This is a genomic window from Polynucleobacter corsicus, from assembly GCF_018688255.1.
In the GTDB taxonomy this organism is placed as follows: domain Bacteria; phylum Pseudomonadota; class Gammaproteobacteria; order Burkholderiales; family Burkholderiaceae; genus Polynucleobacter; species Polynucleobacter corsicus.
The window spans coordinates 623155-637618 of record NZ_CP061314.1 but is presented as its reverse complement, the minus strand read 5'-3'; the positions used below and the strand labels follow the sequence as shown (position 1 = coordinate 637618).

At 44.7% G+C, this 14464-nt stretch carries 13 protein-coding genes, 1 tRNA gene and 2 pseudogenes; 3 read left to right on the top strand and 13 right to left on the bottom strand.

What is annotated here, in order from left to right; all coding sequences use genetic code 11:
* Positions 1–78: 78 nt before the first annotated feature.
* The 6 genes and pseudogenes from C2747_RS03425 to C2747_RS03400 all read right to left on the bottom strand — a co-directional run.
* A pseudogene (locus C2747_RS03425) lies at positions 79–429 on the bottom strand (integrase core domain-containing protein); the annotation flags it as partial.
* Between the two features lie 43 nt (positions 430–472).
* Positions 473–1561, bottom strand: a pseudogene (locus tag C2747_RS03420) (IS3 family transposase).
* Between the two features lie 415 nt (positions 1562–1976).
* Positions 1977–2052, bottom strand: a tRNA-His gene (locus tag C2747_RS03415).
* Positions 2053–2116: 64 nt separating this feature from the next.
* A complete protein-coding gene (gene dusA / locus C2747_RS03410) occupies positions 2117–3199 on the bottom strand; it encodes a tRNA dihydrouridine(20/20a) synthase DusA (RefSeq protein ID WP_251374811.1) in 1083 nt (360 codons plus the stop codon).
* 86 nt (positions 3200–3285) lie between these two features.
* Positions 3286–5871, bottom strand: a complete 2586-nt coding sequence (gene mgtA / locus C2747_RS03405) for a magnesium-translocating P-type ATPase (RefSeq protein WP_251374810.1) — start codon at positions 5869–5871, stop codon at positions 3286–3288.
* Positions 5872–5962: 91 nt separating this feature from the next.
* Positions 5963–6862, bottom strand: coding sequence for a pseudouridine synthase (locus C2747_RS03400; RefSeq protein ID WP_215332434.1), 900 nt, complete (start codon positions 6860–6862; stop codon positions 5963–5965).
* 115 nt (positions 6863–6977) lie between these two features.
* On the opposite strand from C2747_RS03400, the gene C2747_RS03395 reads away from it, so the two are divergent.
* The 3 genes from C2747_RS03395 to C2747_RS03385 all read left to right on the top strand — a co-directional run bounded on the left by C2747_RS03395 (position 6978) and on the right by C2747_RS03385 (position 8610).
* Positions 6978–7751: a sulfite exporter TauE/SafE family protein gene (locus tag C2747_RS03395; RefSeq protein WP_215332432.1), complete on the top strand. Its 774-nt coding sequence runs from the start codon at positions 6978–6980 to the stop codon at positions 7749–7751.
* A gap of 125 nt (positions 7752–7876) precedes the next feature.
* Complete coding sequence (locus C2747_RS03390) at positions 7877–8302, top strand: universal stress protein (protein WP_215332430.1); 426 nt, start codon at positions 7877–7879, stop codon at positions 8300–8302.
* A gap of 71 nt (positions 8303–8373) precedes the next feature.
* Complete coding sequence (locus C2747_RS03385; protein WP_215326733.1) at positions 8374–8610, top strand: hypothetical protein; 237 nt, start codon at positions 8374–8376, stop codon at positions 8608–8610.
* A gap of 35 nt (positions 8611–8645) precedes the next feature.
* Here the strand turns inward: C2747_RS03385 and arsB are convergent, their stop codons facing one another.
* The 7 genes from arsB to C2747_RS03350 form a co-directional block, all read right to left on the bottom strand.
* Complete coding sequence (gene arsB / locus C2747_RS03380; RefSeq protein WP_215332428.1) at positions 8646–9695, bottom strand: ACR3 family arsenite efflux transporter; 1050 nt, start codon at positions 9693–9695, stop codon at positions 8646–8648.
* Between the two features lie 8 nt (positions 9696–9703).
* Positions 9704–10222, bottom strand: a complete 519-nt coding sequence (locus tag C2747_RS03375; RefSeq protein ID WP_251374809.1) for an arsenate reductase ArsC — start codon at positions 10220–10222, stop codon at positions 9704–9706.
* Entirely contained in the window at positions 10180–10509 is a 330-nt protein-coding gene (locus C2747_RS03370) for an ArsR/SmtB family transcription factor (protein ID WP_215332426.1), read from the bottom strand. The genes C2747_RS03375 and C2747_RS03370 overlap by 43 nt, the downstream gene beginning before the upstream one ends.
* A 37-nt stretch (positions 10510–10546) precedes the next feature.
* A complete protein-coding gene (gene modA / locus C2747_RS03365; protein WP_215332424.1) occupies positions 10547–11305 on the bottom strand; it encodes a molybdate ABC transporter substrate-binding protein in 759 nt (252 codons plus the stop codon).
* 41 nt (positions 11306–11346) lie between these two features.
* A complete protein-coding gene (locus C2747_RS03360) occupies positions 11347–11763 on the bottom strand; it encodes a type II toxin-antitoxin system VapC family toxin (RefSeq protein WP_215332422.1) in 417 nt (138 codons plus the stop codon).
* Complete coding sequence (locus C2747_RS03355) at positions 11763–12017, bottom strand: type II toxin-antitoxin system prevent-host-death family antitoxin (protein WP_215332420.1); 255 nt, start codon at positions 12015–12017, stop codon at positions 11763–11765. The genes C2747_RS03360 and C2747_RS03355 overlap by 1 nt, the downstream gene beginning before the upstream one ends.
* A gap of 80 nt (positions 12018–12097) precedes the next feature.
* The gene (locus tag C2747_RS03350) at positions 12098–14461 is read right to left on the bottom strand and encodes a Tex family protein (protein ID WP_215332418.1); all 2364 of its coding nucleotides are present in this window, start codon (positions 14459–14461) and stop codon (positions 12098–12100) included.
* Positions 14462–14464: the final 3 nt, after the last annotated feature.

Here is a 14464-nt window from a genome sequence, read left to right as displayed (position 1 = left end):
TTGCCTCCCTTACTTTTATTTGAAAAACAGATGTATATCGCTTAAGGGAAATTAAAAATACCTGTGTAGTATCCCCCGTCAACCCGACATACCTAAAGTGTTGTTTTCTGCCTGTGCTCGATAGTCTCTAGGCGATATTCTGCCAAGAGAGCTGTGTGGTCTTTCTTCGTTGTAAATCGTGATCCAATTTTCTGTAATTTCACGCACCTCCCTGAGGTTTTCAAATAAATACGCATTGAGTACTTCATGACGGTAGGTTTTGTTAAATCGCTCTATAAATGCATTTTGTTGCGGTTTTCCCGGTTGGATAAATTTCAGTTCAATCCCTTTTTCTTCGCACCAGCCCATGAACACGGCAGACCGAAGTTCGCTCCCGTTGTCCAGACGTATCGCCTGAGGTAAACCATGGATCTCTTCCAGATGCTCCAATGGTAATCCCCCCATTAACCACCGCTCTCAGAAGCAGGATTAATTAAGCAACCATGGCCAGTCGCTGTTTCGGGGTAATACCGCCCAATGCCATGTTTGGACGTTGATGATTGTATTTATACATCCATTGCGTTGCAAACTCTTGAACTTCGTTAATACTTTCCCAATAATGCTGAGATAACCACTCATATCTGACGGTGCGATTAAAGCGTTCCACATAAGCATTTTGTTGTGGTTTGCCTGGCTGGATATGTTGTATGTGGATTTGATGTTTAGCTGCCCATTCCATGAGTCTGCCGCTAATCAGTTCCGGCTCATTGTCCGCTCGAATCACACAAGGCTTACCTCGCCAAGTGATGATCTGATCTAAGCTGCGAACGACTCGCTCAGATGGTAAGGAGAAGTCCACTTCAATCCCTAAGGCCTCACGATTAAAGTCATCAATCACATTGAACAGTCGGATGGATCTGCCGTCCTCTAGCTGGTCATGCATAAAGTCGATTGACCACACCTGGTTAATGCTGAGCGGCACAACCAAGGCATCGGGTTTATCTCTGACTAAACGCTTACGAGGTTTGATACGTAAGTTCAGCTCTAAAGCCTTGTAAATACGATAGATACGCTTATGGTTCCATTTGAAGTTCTTGACATTGCGAAGGTACAAATAGCAAAGACCAAAACCCCAGTTACGGTTGTTGTCGGTCAAGCGGATGAGCCAGTTAGCAATGAGCTCATTTTCGGTATTATTCTTCGCTTCGTAGCGGTAGCAAGACTCGCTGACCCTAAAAGCTTCACAAGCCAAACGAATGGGGATGGCTTTATCTCTGACTGCCCGCTGGGCTATCTCACGTCTGTGAGATTGGGTTCACCACTTTTTTGCGAGGGCCTCAGTCACGATCTCCGCTTTAAGCTTCTCTTCGATGTACATCTTCTTAAGTCTGGCATTTTCAGCTTCAAGCTCCTTCATGCGAGCCATCATGGAGGTATCCATACCACCGTATTTGGCACGCCATTTATAGAAGGTAGCAGTGCTAATGCCCAGCTCACGGCAGACTTCTGGAACAGCTAAACCAGCATCGACCCGTTTTAGGGCATCCATGATCTGGGTATCAGTAAATTTAGAACGCTTCATGTAGAACTCCTCTATATTCGAGAAAATTCTACTTCTGATTACTTTGGTTCTAGGGGACGATTACCAGTCTCTTTAGAGGAGATGTTCCCAATTTGGGAATTTTTTTCAGCCTCATAAAACACGGCAGTAGATAGCAGAGCTATATTCCATATAGATTAAACGATGAGGCCCAAACCCGCGACAACCAGATGAACATCCTATATGGAACATCAAAAAGACAGGTGGGCCTGCGGGAGTTTTTGGAGATCTTAAAACCAGTAACCCATATAGAACGGGGCTTTGCGGGGATATGCTCTCACCAATTTGAGGGATCAAGAAACGGTGATTTAGGCGCAAGAAACGACAAGAAATGCCCAAATTTCACACTCAAAGCTGTTGATTTTGACAGTAACGGACAGGAAGTCCATATGCTATGTGGGGCGAACGACGGGGCTCGAACCCGCGACAACCAGAATCACAATCTGGGACTCTACCAACTGAGCTACGTCCGCCACTGAAGACCTAGATTATAGCTTTTGAGGTAAAACCCTGTCAAAAATGGCTTAGATGCGGGGTTTAGGCACCTTCAAACTCAAACGTAGCCCAATCCCCTAGGGTAAGGCTGGCATCGATAAAGAAATCCAAAATAGCAGCTTTGCTTTGAACTTTGGCTAAGGCGTGGTGATCTGACAGTCGTTGGCGCCAGTAACGGGAGCCTGCCCTACCATGGGCCAGGCCAAGGATATGTCTTGTAAAAGCTCCGATATAAAACGGTTTGCCTTTGGATTGGGACTCATCAAACCATGCCTGCACCTGCTTCACTAATGCAATCTGTATGCGATGCCACTCGGTCTCACTAAATAGATATCCAGCAGCTTCACCATTGGTCTTAATCAAATCATCCCAACCAAGTAACATCGCCGGAAAATGATACGCCGCCCTACCCACCATAAAGCCATCAAAGTCATCCCAATGACCAGCAATTTTCTCATTGGTTTCCAATCCGCCATTGAGCAATACCTTCAGGCTCGGAAAATACTTTTGCGCATCTAGTCGCAGCTTAGCAGCCACCTCATAACGCAAAGGCGGCTTACTGCGATTCTCTTTTGGAGATAAGCCCTTGAGAACAGCATTGCGAGCATGGATGGTAACTTGGCTAGCACCCGCATCCGCTACCGCAAGAATAAAGTTCAAAGCAAATTGATAATCTTGTTCGGAGCTTGCGGCATCCATGGAATCTAAGCCTAGGCGATGCTTTACTGTGATCGGGATATCAACAGCAGCTTTCATGGCTTTGACACAATCGGCAACCAGTTGTGGCTCAGCCATTAAACAAGCGCCAAATGCTCCACGTTGTACGCGCTCAGACGGGCAACCACAATTAAGATCAATCTCGTCGTAGCCCCACTGCTGGGCTAATTCTGAAGCTTTTGCTAGATCAGAAGGCTCAGAGCCACCAAGTTGCAATACGACTGGATGCTGATCTTGCGAATAATCCAAATGGCGTGGCACATCCCCATGAATCAGAGCGCCTGTCGTCACCATCTCGGTATAGAGAACAGCATCTTTAGTAAGCGAGCGATGAAAAGATCGGCAGTGACGGTCAGTCCACTCCATCATTGGGGCTACAGCTAGACGCTTCTTTTTCTTATTTTCCACAGGTTTTTTAATTGCTTATATATTCTCGGTATTTTAAATTGTTCTGACCAGTCCGAGACCCTTGATTTAATTGGGCATGCTGAGTTTTATATTAATCCCCATTTTTTGATAAACCACATCTTCATTAACTGGGTCATCAACAAGTAACACGGCAGAATTAAAGCGAGTCCATACCAATATTCTTGCGGTAGTGCGCCCATCTCAAAACCAGCGCCGATAGCAGTAAATGGAAGCGCAATCCCGATAGTACAAATTACTAAAGTAGTCACTACCAAAGGAATGCTTGGGGCACTTTCTTTGAAAGGGATTTTACCCGTACGGATGACATACACAACCAAGGTTTGTGACAATAAGGACTCCACGAACCATCCAGTCTGAAACAAAGGTGAAAGTTCGAGAGTATTGAACTTGAGTATGAACCACATCAATGCAAAGGTTAAATAATCAAATATCGAGCTAATAGGTCCTATGCAAAAAATATATCGGGATAGTCCCCGGATATCCCAAGCTCTTGGGCTCTTTAAGTACTCCGAATCAACGGCATCTGTTGGTACAGCGGTTTGAGAAAAATCGTAGAGTAAATTATTCAGCAAAATTTGCACTGGTGCCATCGGTAAAAATGGCAATAAGGCACTTGCGCCCAACATACTAAACATATTTCCAAAATTAGAGCTGGCAGACATTTTGATGTATTTCATAATATTGCCAAAGACTCGCCGACCCTCAAGCACGCCTTGGAATAAAACCATAAGGCTCTTTTCTAGCAAAATAATGTCAGCAGATTCTTTTGCAATGTCGACGGCCGAGTCAACGGAGATGCTCACGTCTGCAGTCTTTAGTCCAGGTCCATCATTAATACCATCCCCCAAGTAACCGACCACATCTCCTTGGGATTGCAAGATGCGAATGACTCTAGCCTTTTGCTGGGGAGTCATCTTGGCAAAAATTCCAGTAATTCCCACCCTATCAGCTAACTGCACGTCATCCAATTCATCGATCTGTGAACCTAGCATTACCTGGTCTACTGGAAGACCCACATCCCGACAAACCTTACGGGTAATAAGCTCGTTATCACCAGTCAAGATTTTCACCTCAATGCCGCAAGCCCTCAAAGCTTGAATTGCTGGCTTGGCAGAATCTTTGGGTGGATCTAAAAATGCGATATAGCCCAATAGGATTAAGCCAGACTCATCAGCAACACTATAAGACTTATCGGAAACTGCCTCCTCTCGAATGGCCACGGCAATCACTCGAAAACCATCATTATTGAGATCATCCACAACACTCTGCAACTTCAGCTGGTGCTCACCTGCAAGCTCAATTAATGCATCTCCTATTTGAGCATATTTACAACAAGAAATAATTTCCTCAACTGCACCCTTGCAAATTAATATATCTCGATCATCACTCTTGCGAACGACTACGGACATGCGACGTCTCTGGAAATCAAAAGGAATTTCATCGATTTTTCGATAAACATTCCCTTCATGTAACTTTTGATGAACGTCAGCATGCTTCAAAATTGCTACATCCAACAGGTTCTTAAGGCCGGCTTGATAGCGACTATTTAGATAGGCATACTCTAATACGCGCTCGTCCTCGACCCCATAAATATCTACATGCCGCTCTAAGATAATTTCATCTTGAGTTAAGGTGCCAGTTTTGTCGGTACAGAGGATATTCATAGCCCCCAGGCTTTGCATGGCGTTGAGTCGCTTAATAATGACCTGCCTCTTTGATAAAACAATTGCACCCTTAGCCAAGTTGATAGTCACAAGCATGGGAAGCATTTCTGGTGCTAAGCCCACTCCAACCGCAATCGCAAACAATGCTGCCTCAAGCCAATCTCCTTTCATCATGCCGTTGATGAAAAATACTGCCGGTATCATGGCGGCCATGAGTCGGATCATCAACCAAGTAAATCGACTGATCCCTTCATCAAAACCAGAATGCTTAGATTGGGCAGTAGTTTGTTGAGCAACCTGGCCAAAAAAACTAGTATTCCCAGTTTTGAGCACTAAGGCCTCACCCATCCCGGAGACCACATGGCTTCCCATAAAAGCTAAATTTGGCCAGTCAAATGACGATGTCACACCTGAACTCGATACTAAATGAGATTTTTCAGCTGGTAGTGACTCCCCAGTTAAAGACGCTTGATTAATGAAAAGGTCTTTGCTACTAACAATACGAACATCTGCTGGGATTAGATCGCCAACCGATAAGCGTACCAAATCTCCTGGCACGACTTCAGCAAGATCTATTTCGCATTGCCTGTCCGACCGCACTACTGAAACCTTGGTACTCACCAAAGACTGTAACTTCTTGGCAGCTTTGTTAGACTTATATTCCTGTAAAAAAGTTAGGGTAGCTGAGAGAAAGACCATCAATCCAATCAGGGCTGCCCCTCTATGCTCGCCAGTCAAATATGAAAGTAATGAGAGTCCAATCAATAGAAGGGAGAGTGGCGAGAAAAATAGCTTCACAAACTGAATGGGAGGCCAAATCTCCTTCTCCAAGCTAAAGCGATTTGATCCGTAAATTTGATAGTTTTTGAGAGCCTGCTCGAGGGCTAAGCCCTGACTTGATGAATTGAAGCCTGCATACAATGCCGAAATATCCGATAAAGCCAAGCCCTTGATTTCTAATGCTTGAGTGATATTTTCATTCATCATTTAGGTATTCTATGCCTTTATAAAACAACAAATGCTAATGAGTCTGGACGTTGTCTTTATCAATAATGGGGCAGAAATCAAGGTTGATAAACTAATTGAAGTCTAATTCTTTTTTGCTAGAAAAGGATCTCTCATGCCCCGTTACCGGGTCTTTGAAATGAATCTCTTTTGCTAAGAGCTGGAGTAGTTTTGAGAAATCCAAGTCATATTCCTGATAAGGCGTCAGAATTGGGTAGATCTGATCATGACGTATGGGAACCCCAAGGGCATTAAGGTGGCATCGCAATTGATGTTTCTTACCACTACCGGGAGTTAAACGATATTTAGCCCAGGGTGCATTTACTGCAATCAACTCAATGTAGGTATCTGTATTTGCTACGCCATCCACTTCTTCCATTTGCAAGAAATGTTCAGATTCTTTTATCTTACTTTCATAAGTCAGCGGCAGTTTTTTGATCAGCTCTTCTGAATACGGTGCTATGGCTTCGTATACTTTCTTGACTTCTCGGTCTCTAAACAGGTTTTGGTATTGCGCCCTCTCTTGGGGATTGATAGAAAAAATGACCAACCCTGCGGTATCGCGATCGATGCGATGAATAGGACTTAAGTCTTGAATACCTGTTTTTTTCTTTAAGCGATTGAGTAGAGTTTGATGTAGATAAAGACCGCTTGGAGTCACTGGTAAAAAATGGGGTTTATCGGCAACCAAAATATGCTCATCCTGAAAGAGGACGGCTTCTTCGAAAGGAATTTCTGGTTCACGAGCTAAGCGCCTGAAATACAGTAAATGGGTATTAGGTAGGTAAGAATTACTAGCTGCAAGTGCCCCTCCCTCCGGAGTCATGATTAGACCCTCTGCAAAACGAGATTCCCATTCAGCTAGATCGATATGAGGGAAATTACTTGTGAAAAAGTCCAGCAAAGAAGCATGGCTCTGCCCAGCAGGCAAATAGACTCTTGATGAGGAGACTCCTTCAGAATTGACTTTCATTTGCACTAGATTATCCACTCCCACCAAGCTAGGCAAGGCAATCCAAGTACACCCAAATGAAACCCTCTAAAATGGGGCAGTAGCGCCCATTAGAACTAGAAAATGAATAGACAGCATGCTTGAACTCTCCGTATTCGATCTTGGCTTATTGTTTGCCTTCGCATTATTTGCGGGATTGGTCGACTCCATTATTGGTGGCGGGGGGATGATTCAGGTTCCAGCACTGTTTGCAGCCCTACCGGGCTTTCCACCAGCCACCCTACTCTCAGTCAATAAGTTTGGCTCTATCGTGGGTACGATTGGGTCAGCTATTCAGTACAGTCGAGTTAATAAAAGCCCTTGGGGATTGGTAATCGTCTCCTCCTCCTGTGCCTTTTTTGCCTCAGTTGCAGGGGCCTACCTCGTTACTCGCCTACCAACCGAATGGCTCAGAGGCGCCCTGCCTTTTTTATTGCTAGCACTGCTGATCTTTAATATCAAATCGAGCGCCGGTCTGGTTCACGCCCCCAAGCATCATCACCATAAACAAAAAGCCATTGCCTCAGCTGGCGCCGGCATGATTGGTTTTTATGATGGCTTCCTAGGGCCTGGAGCTGGCGCCTTTTACAAACTCTTTTACACCCGTGTTTTAGGATTTGATTTTTTGCGGTCTGCAGCGCCTGCCAAGTTTCTCAATATTGCTTCCAATCTAGGTGCGCTCTGCGTATTTTTCTATCTAGGTTACTTTGACTGGAAACTCGGCTTACTCATGGCCAGCGCCAATCTGGTAGGCGGTCAAATTGGCACTAGGATTGCGATCAAGCATGGCAACTCCTTTATTCGTAAAGGCTTCTTCATTCTGGTCACCATTCTCATTATCAAAACCTTCTACGACGCCTTCTTGAAATAAATCCCTCTCAAGAAATGGATGCATAAATTAGTAGGGTATTAAAAAGCTTTGTGGATTTACGAGGATATAGAGAGTAAATTGAATCCATGAGGTTCTAATTTATTTACTATAAAAATAAGGGTGTTATGAAAATTCTATTACCAGTTGACGGCTCCAAATCTTCACTTAATGCAGCTAAGTATGTTGTGAAATTAGTAAAAGATTTGCGCAGCAAGTGCACGGTGACATTAATTAGCGTTCATGATGATATTGGCCTTGGTCATGTGAAGCAATTTGTGGCAAATAGCGTAATCGATGATTACCTCCGAGAAGTGAGTGAGAAAGAACTCAAGGGGGCCCAAAAGGTATTAGATACGGCTGGCATAAAACACAGCATGGTCATTAAGCGCGGCAATATTGTCAACGAAATTATTGCACTCGCTAATAAAGAAAAGTTTGATCTGATCGTCATGGGCTCAAAAGGTCGCAGTGGTATTGTCGATACCATGATGGGTTCTGTTGCTCAGAGAGTCAGCAATACAGCCAAGCAAGCTGTTTTATTAGTCAAGTAAGCTTAAAAAGTGCATCGCTAGATTATTTTCAATAGACCGTCTAAGTGACGGTCTTTTTTATGGATTCTTCAATGAGTATTTTGTTGCTCTTATTCGCACCGGGGATATTTGCGATCTACTGGCTTATTCGTCTACAAATATGCTTAACTAGAATTCGCTACCTAGTCGATACCTACGGCATGGATCGTCAGAAACTTCAAAAACTCAAATGCAAAGAAGTAAAAGCGCTGAGAGAGTCTATTGACCAACTCAGGCATGCAAATGATGCCTTTGGTTTAGAGAATCTAGTTAGACCTTACAGAGCATAAAAAACTTGCCGAATGAGAACTGCAAATCCTGCAACTTAAACGCTTCTTGAGAAATAGCGCCCTTTAAACCATAAGGCCACAGTAACTAAGCCAATCATGATGGGCACCTCTACTAAGGGCCCTATGACTGCTGCAAAGGCTGCTCCGGAGTTGATTCCAAATACCGCAATCGCCACAGCAATCGCCAATTCAAAGTTATTACTCGAAGCAGTAAATGAGAGCGTGCAGCAACGCTGGTAATCAATCCCCATCTTGCCAGTGACAAAGAATGTCAGTAAGAACATGATCAGAAAGAAGATGAGTAATGGAACGGCGATGGTAAGGACGTCCATCGGGAGCGTCAAAATCACCCCGCCTTTGAGGCTAAACATCACGACGATGGTAAAGAGCAAGGCAATCAGGGTGAGCTTACCAATGCGAGGTACAAACTGCTCGTGATAATGCGCTTTAGTCATGAACTTGAGCATCACCACCCTAGTCAATATTCCTGCGATACAAGGAATGCCTAAATAGATAAATACACTCTGTGCAATCTGCCCCATACCTATGCTGACACTTGATCCAACGAGTCCAAAATAAGGAGGTAAGACAGTGAGAAAGAAATAAGCATAGACACTAAAGAACAGCACCTGAAAAATGGCATTAAATGCTACCAAGCCAGCAGCATATTCAGTAGAGCCCTTGGCTAGATCATTCCAAATAATCACCATCGCAACACACGGTGCGATTCCAATCAAGATGAGGCCGGCCATATACTCTGGCTGATCAGGAACAAATGTAATCGCCAAAAAGAACATTAAAGTTGGCGCAATAATCCAGTTCATCAATAGTGAGATCAGAAAAATGCGCTTATCTTTAAATACATCTGGCAAGTCTTCGTAACGAACCTTGGCAAATGGTGGATACATCATCAATATCAAACCAATAGCAATTGGGAGATTGGTTGTTCCGACCTGAAAGAGGTTAATAAACCTTTCCACATCTGGAATAAAGTGACCCAAGGCAATGCCTAAGGCCATTGCCGCAAAGATCCAGACCGTTAAATAGCGATCTAGGAAGGAGAGTTTTTTAGTTATGCTATTCATGCTTGTATTTAGATTGATGTGTGAATCTCTTTAAGGCTCATAGAGTCAAGTTTTTCCAATGGCATTGCAGCTAAAATATCTAAACGTCTTTTAAGGCCATTCTTCACCTCATTAAAAGCCGCTTTTTTCTCTAAATCAGTACCTTGCACTTGGGATGGATCAGGGAATCCCCAATGCGCTGTCGCAGGCTGACCCGGCCAAAATGGGCACACTTCGCCAGCGGCGTTATCGCAAACTGTCACAATAAAATCCATCTTTGGAGAGTCTGGTAGAGCAAATTCATCCCAGCTCTTCGACCTCAAAAGAGTGCGGTCCATACCCAATTCTTCTGCAATGTCAGCAGCAATAGGATTAACGCTTGTGCCCGGAGTAGAGCCTGCTGAATACCCTATCAATTTACCGCTTGGGTGAGTGGATGCTAAAGCCTCACCTAAGATCGATCGAGCAGAGTTATGGGTACATAAGAAAAGGATGTTGTACTGCTTCATTGGGCTTTCACCTTCTTGATGGTTTTCGTGGTTTTGCATGGCTTACCGCCGCAGCAGTTAGCTAGCAGGAATTGACTTAGCTCTTCCACTATCCCTGGGTTTGGACGGTAGATGAGATTGCGGCTTTGACGCTCAACAGTAATCAGATTCGCTTGATAGAGCTCTTTTAGATGAAAGCTGAGGGTCGCATTGGGAATACCCAACATTTCATGGATTTGCGAGGGCAATAAACCTTGATCACCCTTTTGAACGATGAGGCGATAGACGTTTAAGCGCGATTCTTGCCCCAGCGCCATGAATGCCAAAATGGCTTCGGTATTTTTCATAATTCGACAATAATCGAACTATATTACAAATAGATGACTACGGGGCAATGAAGCCATACCTACTCATGATTTGCCGAGACTTAGGCTCTTGCAGGTATTGATAAAAATTCTTAGCGCTAGATGCGCTATTTTTGATCAAGGCCATCTTTTGCCTCAAGGGCTTATGTAAATGATCCGGTATCAATGTATAGCTAGATTGCGCTTGCACTTGGGGTGATATAGCTAAAGATAGAGCTGAAATTGCAAAATCTGCAGAGCCCGTTAAGGCAAACATGGTTGCTTGTGAAATGTTTTCTCCAAATACCAACTTAGGCTGGACTAAATCCCAAGCTCCAATGCTAATGAGATATTCTTTTGCGGCCCTGCCGTAAGGCGCGTGCTCTGGATTGGCTATAGCAATTTTCTTAGCCTCTTTGATTGCCTTAATCAAACCATCTTTATCTGTAGCAAGCTTGATTGGATGACCCTTTTTCTGCAAGAGGGCTATTCTGCCGATAGCGTAAAGACTGCCCTGATCTACTGTTAAGCCATTTTTATATAAGTCATCTATATACGCCTCATCTGCAGACATCAGCAAACCAAAGGGTGCTCCGTTTTTAACTTGCTGCCAGAGCACGCCAGATGAACCAAATACCAACCTCACCTCTTGCCCTTTATCGGCCTTATAGTTAGCAGCAATTTCTTCTAGGGCAAACTTGAGGTCTGAGGCTGCGGCTACTGTTGGTGGTGATTGCGCTAAAGAAGCAGAGGCATACAGAGCGAGCAAGGCCAAAAGAAAGTGCTTTATTGGGGTCATGTGTTTTTTCACTCCTCAAACTTGTACGCTGATATGATGCACTAAATCCAAGGATCAAAAACCTTTGCACCTGATTGACTAAAATCAGATACGTTTCTGGTGACGATAGTCATTCGACTCTCAATAGCAGAAGCTGCAATCATGGCATCTCGCTCCGATTTAGGATTGGGCACATGAAGGCTAGCGCAGCGTTGGGCAACAGCCAGATCAACTGGCAAGACTCTCTCGGAGAATGCTGGCAAGACATTGTGATTTAGCCAGCTTCTAAGTACTGCCCCCTGTTTTTTATCTCGGCGCTCAATTTGTAAAACACCGATTTCTAATTCCAATACTGTGATCGCAGAAATAAACATTAATTCTGGAAAGATTGCTTCAGCCCAAGACTGAACGCCCTGATTGATTCGACCATCAGCTGATTTCCTCAACTCAGATACAACATTGGTATCCAATAAATACATTACAAAGAATCTCCAATGGACTTGATGAGGCCTTGCACTTTCGCGGGCTCAAATTGAATTTCACCCGCACCTTTCACCCCCAAAAGATCGCACATGTTTTTTCTTTTTCCCAGGACTCGCTGGTAGTCTGAAAAAGTCATCAATACATGTGCAGGCCTACCCCGATCAGTAATAAAAACTGGGCCTGTTTCAGATGCTTTTTTAGCCCTACCAGTATCTTGATTAAACTCTCGGCTCGATAAAGTGGTGATCATTGAAGCCTCCACAAACATAGTTAATGTAGCAATGTTACTACATTATTCTTAGGGGCTCAAGATCCTCTTTGAGGAGAGATTTACCCCTTTAATTTGCGTAAAGCATCTGCCATTGCATTATTCATTGGGGGCGCAGACCTTCTATCTTCTTGCGGTCTTCTAGCTTCTGGAGTTCTTGGGGTGCCAAGTCTATTTGCCCTTTGCTCAGGTTTTGAGCCTGCCGATACTTTAGGCGCTTCATCAGAGAGTCGCATTGTTAATGCAATCCGTTTGCGTTTTTCATCTACCTCAAGCACTTTGACCTTCACAACTTGTCCCGCTTTAACTACCGTATGCGGATCTTTAACAAAAGTGTTTGCCAATGCAGAGATATGAACGAGTCCATCTTGATGGACACCAATATCAACAAAAGCACCGAAGGCTGCCACGTTGGTGACAACGCCTTCTAAGATCATGTCTGCTTTGAGGTCACTGATCTTTTCGATGCCATCTTTGAATGTCGCTGTAGTGAACTCCGGCCGTGGATCACGACCGGGCTTTTCTAACTCTTTAATGATGTCAGTAACAGTGGGAAGGCCAAATTTCTCATCAGCATACTTTTCTGGGTTAAGTCCTTTGAGTATTCCAGCATCGCCAATCACCTCTTTGACGCCTTTCTTGATATCTTTCAGAATCTTTTCTACCAAAGGGTAGGATTCTGGATGGACAGCAGATGCATCCAAAGGATCTTTGCCATTCATGATGCGCAAGAAACCAGCCGCTTGCTCAAAAGTCTTTTCGCCTAAGCGTGGCACGCTACGCAAATCTGCTCGCGTCTCAAAGGCGCCATTGCTATCTCGATAAGTCACGATACCTTCAGCAACTGTGCTACTCAAGCCTGAGACTCTTGCCAATAATGGCGCTGATGCCGTGTTCACATCAACACCTACCGCATTGACGCAATCCTCTACTACTGCCACTAATGACTTAGCTAACTGAGTCTGCATCACATCATGCTGATATTGACCCACACCGATTGACTTCGGATCAATCTTCACCAGCTCAGCTAGAGGATCTTGCAGCCTTCTAGCAATCGATACGGCTCCACGTAGAGATACATCCATGCCAGGCAATTCTTTTGAGGCGTACTCAGAGGCAGAGTAAACCGATGCTCCCGCTTCAGAGACCACAATTTTTGTTAGCTTGAGTTCGGGCTTAGCTTTGATTAAATCTTGGGCTAACTTATCAGTCTCACGCGAGGCTGTACCGTTGCCAATTGAGATCAGGTTAGCCTGATGCTTTTCTGCAAGTTTCGCAAGGGTATGCAGTGAGCCATCCCAATCATTTTTAGGTTGATGCGGGTAAATCACATCGGTATCTACCACCTTACCGGTCGCATCCACCACGGCAACTTTGACACCGGTTCTCATGCCAGGATCTAGGCCAATAGTAACCTTTGGTCCTGCAGGTGCAGCAAGCAGTAAATCCTTCAGATTACGGGCGAAGACATTAATCGCCTCAACTTCAGAGCGTTCACGCAAAGCACTCATGAGCTCAGACTCCAAGTGCATAGAGCACTTGATGCGCCATGTCCAGCGCACGGTCTCTGCGAGCCACTGATCGGCAGGGCGGCCCTCGTTTTTAATCTTGAACTGATTAGCAATGCGGGATTCGCAAGGATTATGTGGCGCATCCCATTTAGGCTTTTCTTCTTCAGTATCTAGACGCAAGTTCACCATTAGCATTTGCTCACGCCGACCCCTAAATAAAGCTAAGGCACGATGCGATGGAATTGCTGAGATGGGTTCTGAATAATCAAAGTAATCTGCGAACTTCTCACCCTCTTGCTCTTTGCCGGCAATGACTTTGGATTCCACCACGCCATGCTCCTGCAAATAGGTTCTGAGTGATTGCACCAATCCAGCATCTTCAGCAAAGCGCTCCATTAAAATCTGACGCGCACCTTCAAGGGCAGCCTTGGCATCAACTACACCAGGGTTATCACCCTGATCCGATGTAAATGCCTCTTTAAGATATTTGACCGCTTCCACTTCAGGATCTAGCATGGGATTGGCTAATAAGTCATTTGCTAGCGGCTCTAATCCAGCCTCTAAAGCAATTTGCGCCTTAGTGCGACGCTTGAGCTTATAAGGGAGATAGAGGTCTTCTAGGCGCGTCTTATCCTCGGCTAGCGTGATTGCTTTAAGTAGTTCTGGAGTCATCTTGCCCTGCTCTTCTATTGAAGCAACAATAGCCTTGCGGCGCTCTTCCAGCTCTCGTAAATAACCGAGTCGAACTTCTAGTAAACGCAACTGCGTATCGTCTAGACCGCCGGTTGCTTCTTTACGATAACGCGCAATAAAGGGAACGGTTGCGCCCTCATCCATCAGGGCGATAGCGGCAGCTACTTGAGCCGGTTTAGCAGATAACTCTTGGGCAAGGCGTTGTTCGATGGATGGCAGCATGAA

Bases quoted from the DNA above. Each gene is read 5' to 3' on its own strand.
- mgtA (WP_251374810.1), bottom strand. From the start codon at position 5,871: ATGATGAATGAAAATATCACTCAAGCATTAGAAATCAAGGGCTTGGCT.
- C2747_RS03400 (WP_215332434.1), bottom strand. From the start codon at position 6,862: ATGAAAGTCAATTCTGAAGGAGTCTCCTCATCAAGAGTCTATTTGCCT.
- C2747_RS03395 (WP_215332432.1), top strand. From the start codon at position 6,978: ATGCTTGAACTCTCCGTATTCGATCTTGGCTTATTGTTTGCCTTCGCA.
- C2747_RS03390 (WP_215332430.1), top strand. From the start codon at position 7,877: ATGAAAATTCTATTACCAGTTGACGGCTCCAAATCTTCACTTAATGCA.
- C2747_RS03385 (WP_215326733.1), top strand. From the start codon at position 8,374: ATGAGTATTTTGTTGCTCTTATTCGCACCGGGGATATTTGCGATCTAC.
- arsB (WP_215332428.1), bottom strand. From the start codon at position 9,695: ATGAATAGCATAACTAAAAAACTCTCCTTCCTAGATCGCTATTTAACG.
- C2747_RS03375 (WP_251374809.1), bottom strand. From the start codon at position 10,222: ATGCAAAACCACGAAAACCATCAAGAAGGTGAAAGCCCAATGAAGCAG.
- C2747_RS03370 (WP_215332426.1), bottom strand. From the start codon at position 10,509: ATGAAAAATACCGAAGCCATTTTGGCATTCATGGCGCTGGGGCAAGAA.
- modA (WP_215332424.1), bottom strand. From the start codon at position 11,305: ATGACCCCAATAAAGCACTTTCTTTTGGCCTTGCTCGCTCTGTATGCC.
- C2747_RS03360 (WP_215332422.1), bottom strand. From the start codon at position 11,763: ATGTATTTATTGGATACCAATGTTGTATCTGAGTTGAGGAAATCAGCT.
- C2747_RS03355 (WP_215332420.1), bottom strand. From the start codon at position 12,017: ATGATCACCACTTTATCGAGCCGAGAGTTTAATCAAGATACTGGTAGG.
- C2747_RS03350 (WP_215332418.1), bottom strand. From the start codon at position 14,461: ATGCTGCCATCCATCGAACAACGCCTTGCCCAAGAGTTATCTGCTAAA.